Consider the following 16,778-nt stretch of genomic DNA (forward strand, 5'->3'; position numbering starts at 1 on the left):
GTGAAGACGGATTCCGCGTGTGTCAAGGGGTAAGGACCCGCAGAAAAGAATTTCTCCAAACCCTTGACAACCGAATGTGACCCGGCACACTGTTGCCTATCGTGAACGCCGTTGTTCACGACGGAACTTGGCACGCTGTGTCGTTGCGAAAGAAGGCGCCCCCATGCATCAGGCCTGCCCCTTAAGCCAGCTAACCCCCGGCGACGCCATCCGGCTTGACACTTCGCCTCCCATCGCCGTCTTCCACACGGAAGAGGGCGAGCTCTTTGCCATTGACGACACGTGCACCCACCAGGACGCCTCGCTGGCGGACGGCTGGGTAGAGGGCTGCGAAGTCGAGTGCCCGCTGCACGCGTCGAAGTTCAATCTGCGTACCGGCGTCGTTGACGCGCCGCCGGCAAAACTCCCGGTCCGCGTCCACGGTGTCTCCGTCGTGGACGGCATCATCATGGTCCAGGAATCAGAAGAGGCCCCGAATCTCCCGCCCGGCCTGCAGGTCGACGGGTTCGTGTAGCCGGGCCTTCGTCATCCACCAAAGGAACCAGATGTCAGTGAACAACGATCTTGCAGTTGATGATGGCCCACCCGACCACGAGGTGCAGCGGGTGCTGGCCCAGGAGCCCTCCGACAGACCGGCCAATGCGCCGCCGGATCAAGCGGGCACCGAGGAGGACGCCCGGATCCTGGCCGAGCTTCGGGAGAGCGAGAACGAGCAGGCGCTGGCGGGCCGCCAGCGGACGAGCGGAGGCTTGGACAAGACAGTCTTCGCCGTGGCCGGCGCCCTCGCCGTCGCTTTCGTGGCCTGGGGTTTCCTGGCCACCGAGCATCTCGGCACCACCTCGGTCACCGTACTGAACTGGGTGATGGAGAATACCGGTTGGCTCTTCATCCTGCTGGCCTCGCTCTTCGTGGTTTTCGTGCTGTGGCTGGCGATCGGCCGGTTCGGCAACATCCCGCTGTCCAAGGACGGCGAAAAGCCGGAGTTCCGCACCATCTCCTGGATCTCCATGATGTTCGCCGCCGGCATGGGCATCGGCCTGATGTTCTACGGCGTGGCAGAACCGATGTACCACTACATCGCCCCGCCGCCCGGCACCGTGGACGGGCAGACGCCGGAGGCAATCCAGACGGCGATGGCAACCTCGCTGTTCCACTGGACGCTGCACCCGTGGGCGATGTACGCCGTCGTCGGCATCGCCATGGCCTACGGCACCTACCGGCTGGGCCGCAAACAGCTGATCTCGGCAATCTTCACCTCCCTGTTCGGCAGCAAGACGGTGGAGGGACCGGCCGGGAAGTTCATCAACATCCTGGCCATCTTCGCCACCCTCTTCGGCACGGCCGCGTCGCTCGGCCTCGGCGCCCTGCAAATCGGCAGCGGCTTGGCGTTCAACGGGTGGGTGGGCGAGCTGGCCACCGGCGTGCTCGTGGTCATCATCGCCGTGCTCACGGCCTGCTTCATCGCCTCGGCCGTCTCCGGAATCCGCCGCGGCATTCAGTGGCTGGCCAACATCAACATGGTGCTGGCCGTTCTTTTGGCGCTGATCGTGTTCCTTGCCGGCCCCACGCTGTTCATCCTGAACCTGGTGCCGGCCGCCGTCGGGGATTACGCCCGCGACCTGGCCGAGATGGCCTCCCGCACCGAAGCGGTGGGCGACGAGGCGCTGCGCAGCTGGATGTCCGGCTGGACGGTCTTCTACTGGGCCTGGTGGGTGTCCTGGACACCGTTCGTCGGCATGTTCATTGCCCGGATCAGCCGCGGCCGCACCATCCGCCAGTTCGTCACCGGCGTGCTGCTGGTGCCAAGCGTTGTGAGCGTCGCCTGGTTCGCGATCTTCGGCGGCGCCAGCTTTGGAGTGCAGGCCGCGGCAGACGCCACACCGGATACCGGCGACGGGCTGGTCGACATGGTCGACGGCGACCCGACCATCTCCTTCGACGGCGCCCTCTTCGATCTGCTGCAAAACCTGCCGTTGCCGAACATCCTGGCCGGCGCGGTGGCGATCCTGGCGATGGTTCTGGTAGGGATCTTCTTCGTCACGGGCGCCGATTCGGCCTCGCTGGTGATGGCTTCCCTCAGTTCCAACGGGGCCGAAGAGCCCTCCCGCGGCGTCGTGATCTTCTGGGGCGCGCTGACCGGCGGAGTCGCTGCGGTGATGTTGCTGGCCGGCGGGGACCAGCCGGCCGAGGCCCTGAACGGGCTCAAGAACATCACCATCGTGGTCGCGCTGCCGTTCGTCCTGGTGATGCTGCTGATGTGCATTGCGCTGGCCAAGGACCTGCGCCGTGATCCGCTGGCGCTGCGCCGCCGGTTGGCCGACTCCGTCGTGGAACGCGCCATCCGATCCGGGGTGGGCCAGCACGGCGGCAGCAGGTTCGACCTGGTCACCAAACACGAATGCGACGACACCTGTCCCGAAGGGAAGTGCCCGGCAGCTGCTCCACCGCCCGCCTAGGCCGCCCTGCGGCGGGCGGCCGGGGCAACCGGACCACCCGCCGCACCCCAAACTCGCCGCCCCACAACGCATGGCGCACATCTACAACGCATGGCCCCGCATCTCTTGCCCCGCCCTGCTACCTGAAGGAGCATTACCGCATGAGCACTTCCCCGCGCATCGTCATCATCGGAGCAGGGATCGTCGGCGCCAATCTGGCGGACGAACTGGCCGCCCGCGGCCGCACGAACGTGACCGTCCTGGAGCAGGGCCCGCTGCACCTGGCCGGCGGGTCGAGTTCGCACGCACCCGGGCTGGTCTTCCAAACCAATCCGTCCAAGACCATGACCGAATTCGCCCGCTACACGGTGGGCAAAATGCGCTCGCTCACGGCAGACGGCATCTCCTGCTTCAACCAGGTGGGCGGGCTGGAGGTGGCCACCACGCCCGCCCGGTTCGAGGAGCTCAAGCGCAGGGCCGGCTTCGCCGCCTCCTGGGGCGTGGAGGCCCGGCTGATCGACCCGGATGAATGCGAAAAGCACCATCCGCTGCTGCCGGCCGGCAACGTGCTCGGCGGCCTGCACATCCCCTCCGACGGGCTGGCCCTCGCGGCCCGCGCCGTCCGGCTGCTGATCGCCCGCGCCTCCGCCGCCGGCGTCGAGTTCCGCGGTTCCACCACCGTGACGGGCATTGAGCACGCCGGCGGGCGGGTCACCGCGGTGGAGACCGACACCGGGAGGGTGCCCGCCGACGTCGTGGTCTGCTGTGCCGGGTTCTGGGGGCCGAAGATCGGCGCCATGGTCGGCATGACGGTGCCGCTGCTTCCGCTGGCGCACCAGTACGTCAAGACCTCGGCGCTGCCGGTGCTGGCCGGCCGGAACGAACTGCCCAACGGCGCCCGGTTGCCGATCCTGCGCCACCAGGACGCGGACCTGTACTTCCGCGAGCACGGCGACCGGCTGGGCATCGGTTCCTACGCGCACCGGCCCATGCCGGTGGACCTGGACGGGCTGCCGGCTGTCGCGCCGGCGGACGTCTCCGACGACCACATGCCCTCGCGGCTGGGCTTCACGCCGGCGGACTTCGAACCGTCCTGGCGGGAAAGCCAGCGGCTGCTGCCGGCCCTCCGCGGCGCGGGCATCACCGACGGATTCAACGGCGTTTTTTCCTTCACCCCCGACGGCGCCCCGGTGATCGGGGAGTCGCCGGACGTCGCCGGCTTTTATCTGGCCGAAGCCGTGTGGGTCACCCATTCGGCGGGAGTGGCCAAGGCGGTTGCAGAGCTGCTGGTGGACGGGCGGTCGCAGACGGACCTGCACGAAGGCGATGTGCGCCGGTTCGAAGACGTGCAGCTGGCCCCGGAATACATCAGCGAGACGTCGCAGCAGAACTTCGTGGAGATCTACGACGTGCTGCACCCGCTGCAACCGCGCGAATCCCCGCGGAACCTGCGCACCAGCCCCTTCTTCGGCCGCCAGCAAGAGCTCGGCGCGGTCTTCCTGGAATCCGGCGGCTGGGAGCGCCCGCACTGGTACGAGGCCAACGCGGCCCTGCTGGCGGCGCTGCCGCAGGACTGGCGGGAACCGGAGCGCGAGGCCTGGGCAGCCCGCTACCACTCCCCCATCGCCGCGGCCGAAGCGTGGAAGACGCGCACCGCCGTCGCCATGTACGACATGACCCCGCTGAAGCGGGTGGAGGTGTCCGGGCCGGGCGCCCTGGCCCTGCTGCAGCGGCTGGGCACCGGGCAGCTCAACAAGAAACCCGGGGCGGTGACTTACTGCCTGTTGCTGGATTCCGGCGGCGGCATCCGCAGCGACATCACGGTGGCGCGGCTGGCAGGGGAACGGTTCCAGGCCGGCATCAACAACAACGCCGACTACGAGTACCTGCGCGGCGAGGCGGCCGCGCAATCGCAGGCCGACCCGGCCCAGTGGGCCCGGGTCGAGGACATCACCGCCGGCACCTGCTGCATCGGGCTCTGGGGCCCCCTGGCGCGCGGCGTGATGGCCAAGGCCAGCAGCGACGACTTCAGCAACGACTCGCTCAAGTACTTCCGCACGGCCCAGGTGCGCGTCGCCGGCCTCTCCGTCACCGCGATGCGGCTCTCCTATGTGGGCGAGCTGGGCTGGGAACTGTACACCACGGCCGACCAGGGGCTCAGGCTCTGGGACGCGCTGTTCGACGCCGGGCAGGAGCACGGGATCGTCCCCGCCGGCCGGGCCGCATTCAACAGCCTGCGGCTGGAAAAGGGCTACCGGCTCTGGGGCACCGACATGACCACCGAGCACACGCCGGAGGAGGCGGGCCTCGGGTTCGCGGTCAAGGCCGACAAGGGCGAATTCGTCGGCGCCGCCGCGCTGGCCGCCGCGGGCGCGCCGCCCCGCCGGCTGCGCTGCCTGACCATCGACGACGGCCGGTCGGTGGTGCTGGGCAAGGAGCCGGTATACGTGGACGACGTCCCGTCCGGCTACGTCACCAGCGCGGCCTTCGGCCACACGGTAGGCCGGCCGGTGGCGTACGCGTGGCTGCCTGCGGACATCGGGGAGGGAGACGGCGTCGAGATCGAATACTTCGGCCGCCGCATCCCGGCCACCGTCGCCGCCGAGCCGCTGGTCGACCCCGGCATGGAGCGCCTGCGCGGCTGAGGCCCGCGCTGGCGGGAAGCCCGGCCGCGGCTAGGGCCGCAGCATCACCTTGATCGCGCGGCGTTCGTCCATCGCCCGGTAGGCTTCCGCGGCGTCGTCGAGGGGCATGACTGCGTCGAAGACCTTGCCGGGGTTGATCTTCCCGGACATCACGTCGTCGAGGAGTTCCGGAAGGTATTCGCGGGTGGGCGCGGCGCCGCCGGCGACGGCAATGTTCTTCGAGAACAGCACGCCGATGGGCAGTTCGGCGCCGCCGGCGGGGACGCCGACGAACCCGACGGATCCGCCGGGCCTGGTGCAGCGCAGCGCCTGGTCCATGGACTCCGCCGTGCCCACGCATTCGAGCACGGAGTCGGCCAGCACGCCGCCGAGCAGCTCCTTGACCTTTTCGGCGGCGGCCTTCCCGCGTTCCGCCACCACATCGGTTGCCCCGAATTCGCGCGCCAACGCCGCCCGGTCGTCGTAGCGGGACATCGCGATGATCCGCTCGGCGCCCAGCCGCCGGGCTGCCAGCACTCCGCACAGCCCGACGGCGCCGTCTCCCACGACGACGACGGTGCGTCCCGGGCCGACCTTGGCGCTGATGGCCGCGTGGTGTCCGGTCCCCATCACGTCGGAGAGCGTGAGCAGGCTCTTGGCCAGTTCCTCTCCCGGTTCGGTCACGCCGGGCACCGCAACCAGCGTGGCGTCGGCGTGGGGCACCCGCACCGCTTCGCCCTGCCCGCCGTCGACCGGCAGGCCGTGTTCGTCCCGGCCTCCCCAACTGGCCCGGCGTTCGCAGGAGGTTTGCACGCCGTTGCGGCAGGGCGGACACCCGCCGCAGCTGATGGCCCATGGGGCAATGACGAAGTCGCCGGCGGACAGCGCCTGCACGGCGTCGCCGGTGGCCTCGACCACGCCGATGAGTTCGTGGCCGATGGGATGCGGCCTGCCCGGCTCGCGGATGCCGCGGTAGGGCCACAGATCGGAGCCGCAGACGCAGGTGGCGCTCACGCGCACGATCGCGTCGGTGGGGGCAAGGATTTCCGGGTCGGGTCGTTCCTCGACCCGGATGTCGCCCGGTCCGTGGATGATGGCAGCGCGCATTAAGCCTCCTGTGCAGTGGTGTGCTTTCCAGCCTAACCGCGTCGCCGCGGCGGCCGGGAACGGGCGAAGCCCGCCACCTTGTGCAGGTGGCGGGCCTCGATGCCGTAGGCGGAGGGCCTAGAGGCTGGACGGTGCCTCGTGGTCCGGGTAGACCTCGCGCAGCAGGTGCGCGGTCTCGGACGGGGTCTTGCCGACCTTCACGCCCGCGGCCTCGAGGGCCTCCTTCTTGGCCTGGGCCGTGCCGGAGGAGCCGGAGACGATGGCGCCGGCGTGGCCCATGGTCTTGCCCTCGGGCGCGGTGAAGCCGGCCACGTAGCCCACGACCGGCTTGGTGACGTTGGCCTTGATGTACTCGGCGGCACGCTCCTCGGCGTCGCCGCCGATTTCGCCGATCATCACGATCGCCTTGGTTTCCGGATCGGCCTCGAACGCGGCCAGGGCATCGATGTGGGTGGTGCCGATGACCGGGTCGCCGCCGATGCCGATGGCGGTGGAGAAGCCGAGGTCGCGCAGTTCGTACATCATCTGGTAGGTCAGCGTGCCGGACTTGGAGACCAGGCCCACGCCGCCCTTGCCGGTGATATTCGCCGGGGTGATGCCCACCAGCGACTCGCCGGGCGTGATGATGCCCGGGCAGTTCGGGCCGATGATGCGGGTGATCTGGTTGCCGTCGGAGTCCTTCTTGGACTGTGCCAGCGCCCAGAACTCGGCGGAATCCTGCACCGGAACGCCCTCGGTGATCACCACGACCAGGCCGATTTCGGCCTCAATGGCCTCGACCACGGCGTCCTTGGTGAAGGCAGGCGGGACGAAGACGATGGAGACGTCGGCGCCGGTCTCGGTGACGGCTTCCTTGACGGTGCCGAAGACCGGCAGGGTTTTCTCGCCGTGCGTGACGGTGGTGCCGGCCTTGCGCGCGTTCACGCCGCCAACGATGTTGGTGCCGGCGTGCAGCATGCGCGCCGTGTGCTTGGAGCCTTCGCCACCGGTGATGCCCTGGACGATGACCTTCGAGTCCTTGTTGATGAAGATAGACATGTTTTAGTTCCTCGGTCCTTAGGCGTTGGCCAGCTCGGCGGCCTTGTCGGCGCCCTGGTCCATGGTCAGGGCCAGGGTGACCAGCGGGTGGTTGGCGTTGAGCAGGATCTGCCGGCCTTCGTCGACATTGTTGCCGTCGAGGCGGACAACCAGCGGCTTGCTGGCCTTCTCGCCCAGGATTTCCAGGGCCTTGACGATGCCGTTTGCCACGGCGTCGCAGGCGGTGATGCCGCCGAAGACGTTCACGAACACGCTCTTGACCTGCTCGTCGTTAAGGATGACGTCCAGGCCGGCGGCCATGACCTCGGCCGAGGCGCCGCCGCCGATGTCCAGGAAGTTGGCGGGCTTGACGTTGCCGTGCTTCTCGCCGGCGTAGGCGACGACATCCAGGGTGGACATGACCAGGCCCGCGCCGTTGCCGATGATGCCGACCTGTCCGTCGAGCTTGACGTAGTTCAGGTCCAGTTCCTTGGCCTTGGCCTCGAGCGGATCCGCGGCGTCCTTGTCCTCGAGCTCCTCGTGGCCGGGCTGACGGAAGGAGGCGTTCTCGTCCAGCGAGACCTTGCCGTCCAGGGCGACGATGTCGCCGGCGCCGGTCTTGACCAGCGGGTTGACCTCCACCAGGGTGGCGTCTTCCTTGATGAACACGTCCCAGAGCTTGACGATGACCTCGGCGACCTTGGGGCGAAGGTCTTCGGCGAAGCCGGCCTCGGCAACGATTTCGTCGGCCTTGGCCTGGTCGATGCCCACTGCCGGGTCGATGGCAACCTTGGCCAGGGCGTCCGGGCGCTCCACGGCCAGCTGCTCGATCTCCATGCCGCCCTCCACCGAGCACATGGCCAGGTAGTTGCGGTTGGCGCGGTCCAGCAGCACGGAGAAGTAGTACTCCTCGGCGATGTCGGCGCCCTGCGCGATCATGACCTTCTTGACCGTGTGGCCCTTGATGTCCATGCCGAGGATGTTGGAGGCGTATTCGTATGCCTCGTCCGGGGTCTTGGCGACCTTGACGCCACCGGCCTTGCCGCGGCCTCCGACCTTCACCTGAGCCTTGACGACAACTACGCCGCCAATTTTCTCAGCAGCTGCCTTGGCTTCTTCTGGGGTGTACGCAACGATTCCAGCCAGCACGGGTACTCCGTGTGCCTCGAAGAGATCGCGCGCCTGGTATTCATACAGGTCCACGGGTTGTGTCCTTCTACGTCGAAGTCGTTTCTGACTCGGAGCGGCGTCCGCGGTTGGCCGTGGCGGTGACCACGGACGGTGAGCGGATGCCTGCAGTGCTCCATGGGGAACTCTAGCCCCTTTGGCCTCGGGCGCCGGTCCCAGAGTACCGCTTTAGTGGCCAAGGGCACACTTCTACGACTTGTAGAAGTGTCCGGGTTTGAGGTATCGGCGCCGTGAACCTAATTCTTGCCGCCGGCTCCCGTCTGATCCACGACGGCGGTGTTCCCGCCTTGGGCGGCCTCCCCGCCCTGCGCGGCAGCGTCCCCGTCCTGCGCGGTGGTTCCCCCGCCCTGCGCTGCGGCTGCTGCCGGTGCACTGCCCCTGATCACGGTCTGGTTCAGCAGCGGAATGCGCAGGCCTTCCTCGGCCAACGCTTCCTTGAGGCGGGCCCGCATCTTGCGCGCGATTGCCCACTGTTCCAACGGCTTCGTGCGGATGGCCAAACGGATCACCACGGATTCGCCGGTCAGTGCCTCCACACCCCAGACCTCCGGATCGTCCAAAATCAGCCTGCGGTTGTCCTCGTCCATGCGCAGCTCCATGGCGGTCTTGAGGATCAACTCGGAGACCTTCTCCACATCGGAGTCGTACGGCACCGGGATGTCCAGCACTGCCCGCGCCCAGCCCTGCGAGGAGTTACCCACCCGCAGGATCTCCCCGTTGCGAACGTGCCACAGCGTGCCGTCCACGGCGCGCACCTGCGTGACCCGCAGACCGACCGACTCCACGGTGCCGGATGCCTCGCCCAAGTCGACCACGTCACCGATGCCGTACTGGTCTTCGGCCACCATGAACAGCCCGGACAGGTAGTCCTTGACCAGGGTCTGGGCGCCAAAACCAATGGCGACGCCGGCAATACCGGCACTGGCCAGTACCGGGCCAAGATTGAATTCCAGCTCCGTGAGCACCATCAACGCGGTGACGCTGGCCAGCACGATGGTGGTGATCGAACGCAGCACCGATCCGATTGTCTTCGAGCGCTGGGCCCGGCGCACCGCGGCGATCGGCGAGTCCTGAATCAGCCAGTAGCGCGGGTCCTTCGTGTTCTTGGGCGCTGCCGGGTCGAATTTGTCCAGCTTGGCGGTCTCGCCGTCGGCGATCTTTCCGGTGACGCGTTTGATCACCATCCGCAGCACAATGTTCAGCAGGAATCCACCCAGCAGGATCAGCGAAACGCGCAGCGGCTTGTCAAGCCAAAAATCGGGGGTTGCCAGCCGTTCCAAAGTCCTGATGTCCACGTGGTCCATGGATAAGAACGGTAAGCGCCCCGTCATGCCGCTGCCAAATGCGCCGCCGCAAACGTGGCGCATCTCCCAGCGGGGTCAGCCCATCTTGGTCAGCGGCGCATAGCGCAGCAGCAGCCGCTTCTCGCCGGCGTCGAATTTGACCTTGGCCACCGTCTTGTCGCCGGCTCCTTCGAGGCCCAGGACGGTCCCGTTGCCGAAGCTCGCGTGGTTGACCTTGTCGCCGATGGACAGCGCGATGACTTCCTTCTGCGGCTGCACCCGTCCGGCCCGGGTCTTGGCGCTGGTGATCGACGGCGCCGATCCGCGCATGTTGCTGATGTCCTGGCTGCCCGAGGTCCCGGCGCCCCAGTGCGATCCCGAGTAGCGGCTGGACCCGAAGCTGCCCGCGGAGGCAAAGGTCGGGCGGGCCGTGCCTTCGCGTTTCCAGTCGATGAGTTCGGCCGGGACCTCTTCGATGAACTGGCTGGCCGGGTTGAACTGGCTCTGGCCCCACATGCTGCGGGACTCGGACCGGGTCAGGTACAGCCGCTGGCGGGCGCGGGTCAGGCCCACGTAGGCCAGCCGGCGCTCTTCGGCCAGCTCCGTCGGGTCGGTCATGGAGCGCTGGTGCGGGAAGATTCCGTGTTCCATGCCGGTGAGGAAGACCACCGGAAACTCCAGTCCCTTGGCGGTATGCAGCGTCATCAGCGTCACCACGCCCTGGTCCTGGGCCAGCCGCGCCGCCTCGCTGTCCGGGGCGTCGGGCACCTGGTCCGCGTCGGCCACCAGCGCCACCTGTTCCAGGAACTCGGACAGCGACCCTTCCGGGTTGTCCCGTTCGTATTCGCGCACCACGGCCACGAGTTCGGCCAGGTTTTCCACGCGGGATTCGTCCTGCGGGTCGTTGCTCTGGCGCAGCATCGCCAGGTAGCCGGTCTGCTCCAGCACGGCCTCCAGCGCGGCTGCCGCACCGGACCCGGCGGCCACCTCGGCCAGGTCGTCGATGAGCTTCACGAAGCCGGCGACCGCGTTCACCGACCGGGTGGCCATGCCGGGTGCCTCCTCCGCCCGGCGCAGCGCCTCCATGAACGAGATCCGGTCCCGTTCCGCCAACGCCGCGACGGCGTACTCGGCCCGGTCGCCGATCCCGCGCTTCGGTTCGTTGAGGATGCGGCGCAGGTTGACGACGTCGTCCGGGTTGGCCAGGACCCGCAGGTAGGCCAGCGCGTCCTTGATTTCCTTGCGCTCGTAGAAGCGGGTGCCGCCGACTACCTTGTAGGGCAGCCCCACCCGGACCAGCAAGTCCTCGATGGAACGGGACTGGGCGTTGGTCCGGTAGAAAATGGCGATGTCGCCGGGGCGGATGCCCTCGGAGTCCTGCAGCCGGTCGATCTCCCCGGTGATGAAGCGGGCCTCGTCGTGCTCGTTCTCGCCCACGTAGCCGATGATCTTCTCGCCGTCGCCCTCGGCGGTCCAGAGCCGCTTGGCCGGGCGGTCAGGGTTCCGGGAGATCACCGAGTTGGCCGCGGTGAGGATGGTCTGGGTCGACCGGTAGTTCTGTTCCAGCAGGATGGTGCGCGCGCTGGCGTAGTCCTTCTCGAAATCGACGATGTTGCGCACGTCGGCCCCGCGGAAGGCGTAGATGGACTGGTCCGAGTCGCCCACCACGGTTAGTTCGCCGGCCGGCACCGACCCGTCCTCGGACTCCCGGGTCAGCTCGCGCACCAGCCGGTACTGGGCATGGTTGGTGTCCTGGTATTCGTCCACCAGCACGTGGCGGAACCGCCGGCGGTACGAGTCCGCAATCGCCGGGAACGCCTGGAAAATGAAGACAACCTGCGCGATCAGGTCGTCGAAGTCCATGGCGTTGGCCTGGCGCATCCGCTGGGTGTAACCGGTGTAGACCGAGGCCACCGCCTGCTCGAACGGATCCGAATAGTTGGCGGTGGAGGCGAAGGACTCGTCGTCGATCAGTTCATTCTTCAGCGCCGAGATCTTGTGCTGGATGGACTTGGGCGGGAAGCGCTTCGGGTCCAGGTCCAGCCCCTTGGCCACCTGGCTGACCATCCGCAGCGTGTCCGCCGAGTCGTAGATGGAGAAGTTGGAGTTCAACCCCACGTGCTTGGCTTCGCGGCGCAGGATCTTCACGCAGGATGAGTGGAACGTGGAAATCCACATCCGCTTGGCCGAGTCCCCCACCAGCGACTCGATCCTCTCCCGCATCTCCGCGGCGGCCTTGTTCGTGAAGGTGATGGCGAGGATCTCTCCCGGCCGTGCGCGGCGGGTGGCGAGCAGGTACGCGATGCGATGGCTGAGCACCCGGGTCTTGCCGGATCCGGCGCCGGCGACGATCAGCAGCGGGGAGCCGGCATGCTTGACCGCCTCTTCCTGCTGCGGGTTCAGCCCCGAGAGCAGCTCTTCGGCGCCGGGCAGATGCGGAGCGGGCGGAGAGGCAACATGCGGGTCGAACGCCGGGTCGGTGAGGAAATCCATGGTCCCCTAAGTCTATTAGCCACCACCGACACTGCGGGACGCCGGCGGCGACTTCCGACCACGGCCGACGCAGGAGCGCCCCGGCATAATGGTTGTATGTCCAAAACCCCAGCACAGCGCGCGAAGAAACACGGTGCGGCGGCGGCCCCAGCCCCCGGCAGCAGCGCCGCCGCGAGGCCTGCCGTTCCCGGCAGCACCCGGTCGCCCCAGCGCGCTGCCGGCAACGCGAACCTGATCGTCATCGCCGGGGCCGCGGCCTCGGCCTTTCTGTTCGGCTACTCGTTCCTGCTGGTGATGCCGCAGTTCTCCCAGCTGACCGGGGGGCTGGCCATGCCGGACACGCTCATCGGCGGATACTCCACCGAGTACGTCCAGCAGGTGCGCACCGCGTTCGGCGAAGACGGTGCCGGGCAATACAACTACTGGCACAAGACAGCCGACACCATCTTCCCGCTGATGTTCGGCTTCACGTGGCTGATCCTGCTGGGGCAGCAAATCCGCCGCCTCGGCTGGCGCTGGCTCGCCTGGTCCGTCGTCGTGCTTTACGTGGCAGCGGATCTGGGGGAAAACCTCGCCGTCGACGCCATGCTGGCCACGGACCCGGTCGGCGACGCGTCACTGGCGAGCTTCCTCACTGTCGCCAAGTCCGTCCTGTTCGGGCTGAGCCTGGTCGCCGCCGTCGTCGCGGTCTTCACGCGTAAACCCCGGCCTGCCGGAGGCCCGGCCGCCGCACCGGCGGGCGGCGCCGTTTAAGCTAAGCTTTTGGCGTTGCCCCCGTAGCTCAGGGGATAGAGCACCGCTCTCCTAAAGCGGGTGTCGGCAGTTCGAATCTGCCCGGGGGCACTTCACCGCCGGCCCTGTCGGCGAAATGCGGCGGCCGCGCCCGGCCCGTTAACCAGGGCAGCCGACCGCCGCCTGTGCAACCCCCCACGGAAGCACAGACGGTAGCCGGCTGTAGTGCCTTCCACCAAAGCGGCCAGGAATTCCCGTCAGCTGGGACCGCTGGTTCCGGTTCTTCCCGTTCGCCGGAGCCAGCAGTATCTTCCCGCCGCCTGTTGGCCGACGGCCGAGCCGTTCCCCTGAAGCACGTGAGCCGCTGAAGGGACCGTTCATTTTCCCAAAGCGTGAGCACTCCAGGCACTGCCGTCACCATATATCTAAATCGATTGGATTTAATAAAGCAACTCCTGAACCCGTCAGGGCGGCTGCCCGGTCCGATGACGCCGACGTCGCTGTGTGAACCGCACCCCTGCCCGCGTCCCGGCTAGCCGCCCAGGATCAGCCCGCTGGCCTTGGGCGAGAGCGCGTCATCCAGCACCAGGCAGGCGCCGCCGATGGCCCCCACCTCGAAGCCCAGCGGGGACGACACCACGTCAACCTCGTGGATCGCCCGCGAGACGAACCGTTTGTTGATTTCCTCCCGCAGGATGGGCAGCGCGAGCTCGTCCAATCCGTCCCACAGCGGGCCGCCGAAGATGACCCGGTCCACGTCCAGGATGTTGGCCACCTGCCCCACGGTTCCGCCCAGCAACCCGGCGGCCCGGCCGATGATCGCCGCGGCCGCCGGCTCCCCCTCGCTGGCCATGCGGCAGAGCGTGACGATCCTTTCGGTGGCCTGATGGCGGTCCCCCAGCTCGGCGCCGGCCGGGAAGATGCCGGCCTCCATGGCCTGCCGGAACAGCGTGCCGAAGTTCAGCGCCATGCCCACGCAGGTGCGTTTCCCGCAGTCACACGGCGGGACCTCCGCCTCCACCGGAAAATGGCCGATCTCCCCGATATTGCTGGAGGCGCCGCGCAGCACCTGTCCGTCGAGCACGATGCCGGCGCCCAGGCCCGTGCCCAGGTAAACGAACACGAAGTTCTCGGGCTCCCGCCGTTCGCTGGCCCACAGTTCCGCCACCGCCGCGGCCGTCGTGTCCTTGTCCAGCAGCACCGGCAGGCCCGTCAGGTCGCGCAGGGGTTCGCGCAGCGGCACCGAAGTCCACTCGCGCATCATCGGCGGATCCACCACCATCCCTTCGACCGCGTCGATCGGCCCGGGCGCGGCCAGCCCGATGCCCAGGATGCGGTGGCGTTCGATTCCGGAAGCGGCGATGAGCGCCTCCGTGGCCGCGGCCATCGCGGCGGCCATCCCGTCCGGCTGCCCGGCGGCGGGAACATCGTGCCGGGCACGCGCAACCACCTCGCCGTCGAGGTTCAGCATGACCAGGGTCATGACCACGGGGTCGAGGTGGATGCCGATGGCGAGCCGGCTGGAAAGTTCCAGCTGCAGGACCGTGCGCGGTTTGCCGGGCCCGCTGACCGTCTTGCGGTCCTCGCGCACCAGGCCCTCGTCCACCAGCCGGCGCACCACGTTGGAGATGGTCTGCGGGGACAGCCCGGTGCTCTCCACCAGTTCCACCCGGGCGATTCCCCCGCGGGCACGTCGGATGGCGTTAAGGATCACGGCCTGGTTGTAGCCGCCCAGGCGGCCCAGGTTGGTTCCGCGCTGCATTGCACCCGCTTTCCACTTCTTCGACGTGTGGGACCCAGAGCAACTCTAGTCATTGAGCGGGCGGACCACACCCGCCACGCGGCCACCCTCCCGGCGCGGGCCGGACCGCCGCAGTCAGGCCAAACCGGCCACCGGGGTATCGCTGAGGAACTGGGTCCGGTACAGCTCGGCGTAGCGGCCCTCCAAGGCCAGCAGTTCAGCGTGCGTGCCCTGCTCGGCAATCCGGCCGCCCTCAATGACCAGGATCCGGTCGGCGGAGCGCACGGTGGACAGCCGGTGGGCAATGACGACGGCGGTGCGCCCCTCGAGTGCCTCGCTGAGCGCGGCCTGCACGGCGGCTTCGTTGGTGGAGTCCAAGGCCGCCGTCGCCTCGTCCAGGATCACCACCCGGGGATGGCCCAGCAGCAGCCGGGCGATGGTCATCCGCTGCCGTTCGCCGCCGGAGAGGCGGTAGCCGCGCTCCCCCACCATGGTGTCCAGGCCGTCCGGCAGGGAACGGATCAGGTCCTGCAGCCGGGCGCGGCGCAGAACGTCCCATATCTCGTCGTCGCTGGCCTCCGGCCAGGCCAGCAGCAGGTTGGAGCGGATGGTCTCGTGGAACAGGTGTCCGTCCTGGGTCACCATGCCGATGGTTCCGCGCAGCGCCTCGAAGCTCAGGTCACGGACATCGGTGCCGGATAGCTCGACGGCACCGGAGTCCACGTCGTACAGGCGGGCCAACAACTGGGCCATGGTGGATTTTCCGGCCCCGGAGGAGCCCACCAGCGCCACCGTCTGGCCCGGCTCCACCCGGAAGCTGATCCCGTGCAGCACTTCCTCGCCGCCCCGGGCGTCGAGGGTCGCGACCTCCTCCAGCGAGGCCAACGACACCTTCTCGGCGGAGGGGTAGGCGAACCGCACGTCCTTGAACTCGACGGAGACCGGGCCCGGCGGCACGGCAGCGGCGTCGTCCTTTTCGGTAATCAGGGGCTTCAGGTCCAGCACCTCGAAGACGCGCTCGAAGCTGACCAGCGCACTGGAAATCTCCACCCGGGCGTTCGCCAGGGCCGTCAGCGGCGCATACAGGCGGGTGAGCAGGAGCGCCAGCGTCACCACCTCGCCGGGATCCAGCTGGCCGATGATGGCGTAGAAACCGCCGAGCCCGTAGACCAGGGCCAGCGCCAGCGCGGACACCAGGGTGAGCGCCGTGACGAACACCCACTGCATGACCGCCGTCTTGATGCCGATGTCGCGCACCCGCTGGGCCCGGAGCTTGAACTCGCGGGATTCGTCGGCGGGCCGGCCGAACAGCTTGACCAGCGTGGCCCCGGGTGCGGAGAACCGTTCGGTCATCTGTGTGCTCATGGCGGCGTTGTGGTTGGCGGTTTCCCGGCGCAGTTCGGCGAGCCGGCTGCCCATCCGGCGGGCCGGCAGCAGGAACACCGGCAGCAGCAGCAGCGCCAGCAGGGTGACCTGCCAGGAGGTGTTCAGCATGACGATCAGTGTGAGGATCAGCGCCACGAGGTTGCTCACCACCCCGGAGAGCGTTCCCGCAAAGGCCCGCTGCGCCCCGATGACGTCGTTGTTCAGCCGGCTGACCAGCGCGCCGGTGCGGGTGCGCATGAAGAAGGCGATCGGCATCTTCTGGACGTGGTCGAACACGGCGGTGCGCAGGTCCAGGATGATGTCCTCGCCCAGCCCGGAGGAAATCCACCGGGTCACCATGCTGAGCCCGGCGTCGGCGATGGCCACCAGGGCGATGACGACGGCGAGCCAGATCACTACCTCGACGCCGGTTTTGGCCACGATCGCGTCCACCACCCGGCCGGCGAGAACCGGCGTGGCGACGGCCAGCGTGGCGGTCACCACCGAGAGCAGCACAAAGACAGCAATCTTGCCCTTGTAGGGCGCGGCGAACGCAAAGGTCCGGCGGACAGTCTCCCGCGAGAAGGACTTCTGCTCCTTCGAGTGCGAAAGCCGGTACAGCGAAATCCAGGCTGCCCCTTCCATGGACATGATGGCTCCTAACGGCTGATGGTGCTACTGCCACCCTAGAACCATTCCGAACGCCCTGGTGTTCCTGCCCGCGGCCATGCGGCCGGAAGCTGTCCGGAATTGCGGGCGGGCAGGCAAAGCCGCCGGACCCACCGGCGCCGCC

11 protein-coding genes and 1 tRNA gene are annotated in these 16,778 nt (G+C 68.1%); 5 read left to right on the plus strand and 7 right to left on the minus strand.

Translation table 11 applies throughout. The annotated features are described in order from the left end of the window. Positions 1–163: 163 nt before the first annotated feature. The 3 genes from AC5RVV_RS12720 to AC5RVV_RS12730 all read left to right on the plus strand — a co-directional run bounded on the left by AC5RVV_RS12720 (position 164) and on the right by AC5RVV_RS12730 (position 5,080). On the plus strand, positions 164–514 hold the full coding sequence (locus tag AC5RVV_RS12720; RefSeq protein ID WP_494001748.1) for a bifunctional 3-phenylpropionate/cinnamic acid dioxygenase ferredoxin subunit: 351 nt from the start codon (positions 164–166) through the stop codon (positions 512–514). Between the two features lie 31 nt (positions 515–545). Beyond that, entirely contained in the window at positions 546–2,456 is a 1,911-nt protein-coding gene (locus AC5RVV_RS12725) for a BCCT family transporter (protein ID WP_494001749.1), read from the plus strand. A 140-nt stretch (positions 2,457–2,596) separates the two neighbouring features. Next, positions 2,597–5,080, plus strand: coding sequence for a GcvT family protein (locus tag AC5RVV_RS12730; protein ID WP_494001750.1), 2,484 nt, complete (start codon positions 2,597–2,599; stop codon positions 5,078–5,080). Between the two features lie 30 nt (positions 5,081–5,110). On the opposite strand, the gene AC5RVV_RS12735 is transcribed toward AC5RVV_RS12730, so the two are convergent. The 5 genes from AC5RVV_RS12735 to pcrA all read right to left on the minus strand — a co-directional run bounded on the left by AC5RVV_RS12735 (position 5,111) and on the right by pcrA (position 12,147). Then, positions 5,111–6,166 carry a zinc-dependent alcohol dehydrogenase family protein gene (locus AC5RVV_RS12735; protein ID WP_494001751.1) on the minus strand — a complete coding sequence of 352 codons (1,056 nt, stop codon included), beginning with the start codon at positions 6,164–6,166 and terminating at the stop codon, positions 5,111–5,113. Positions 6,167–6,283: 117 nt separating this feature from the next. After that, entirely contained in the window at positions 6,284–7,204 is a 921-nt protein-coding gene (sucD, locus tag AC5RVV_RS12740; RefSeq protein WP_494001752.1) for a succinate--CoA ligase subunit alpha, read from the minus strand. Positions 7,205–7,222: 18 nt separating this feature from the next. Then, positions 7,223–8,386, minus strand: a complete 1,164-nt coding sequence (gene sucC, locus AC5RVV_RS12745) for an ADP-forming succinate--CoA ligase subunit beta (RefSeq protein WP_494001753.1) — start codon at positions 8,384–8,386, stop codon at positions 7,223–7,225. A 221-nt stretch (positions 8,387–8,607) separates the two neighbouring features. Next, positions 8,608–9,675, minus strand: coding sequence for a mechanosensitive ion channel family protein (locus tag AC5RVV_RS12750; RefSeq protein WP_494001754.1), 1,068 nt, complete (start codon positions 9,673–9,675; stop codon positions 8,608–8,610). A 75-nt stretch (positions 9,676–9,750) separates the two neighbouring features. Next, complete coding sequence (gene pcrA / locus AC5RVV_RS12755) at positions 9,751–12,147, minus strand: DNA helicase PcrA (RefSeq protein WP_494001755.1); 2,397 nt, start codon at positions 12,145–12,147, stop codon at positions 9,751–9,753. Positions 12,148–12,243: 96 nt separating this feature from the next. On the opposite strand from pcrA, the gene AC5RVV_RS12760 reads away from it, so the two are divergent. Both AC5RVV_RS12760 and AC5RVV_RS12765 read left to right on the plus strand, forming a co-directional pair. After that, positions 12,244–12,900, plus strand: a complete 657-nt coding sequence (locus AC5RVV_RS12760) for a hypothetical protein (protein ID WP_494001756.1) — start codon at positions 12,244–12,246, stop codon at positions 12,898–12,900. A 17-nt stretch (positions 12,901–12,917) separates the two neighbouring features. Further along, a tRNA-Arg gene (locus AC5RVV_RS12765) sits at positions 12,918–12,990 on the plus strand. 421 nt (positions 12,991–13,411) lie between these two features. On the opposite strand, the gene AC5RVV_RS12770 is transcribed toward AC5RVV_RS12765, so the two are convergent. Together AC5RVV_RS12770 and AC5RVV_RS12775 are read right to left on the minus strand one after the other, a co-directional pair. Beyond that, positions 13,412–14,641 carry an ROK family transcriptional regulator gene (locus tag AC5RVV_RS12770; protein ID WP_494001757.1) on the minus strand — a complete coding sequence of 410 codons (1,230 nt, stop codon included), beginning with the start codon at positions 14,639–14,641 and terminating at the stop codon, positions 13,412–13,414. Between the two features lie 114 nt (positions 14,642–14,755). Further along, positions 14,756–16,636 (minus strand): ABC transporter ATP-binding protein, encoded by a 1,881-nt coding sequence (locus AC5RVV_RS12775; protein WP_494001758.1) that lies wholly within the window; start codon positions 16,634–16,636, stop codon positions 14,756–14,758. Between the last annotated feature and the right edge of the window lie 142 nt (positions 16,637–16,778).

It is taken from the genome of Arthrobacter sp. MDT2-34-1, from assembly GCF_059091365.1.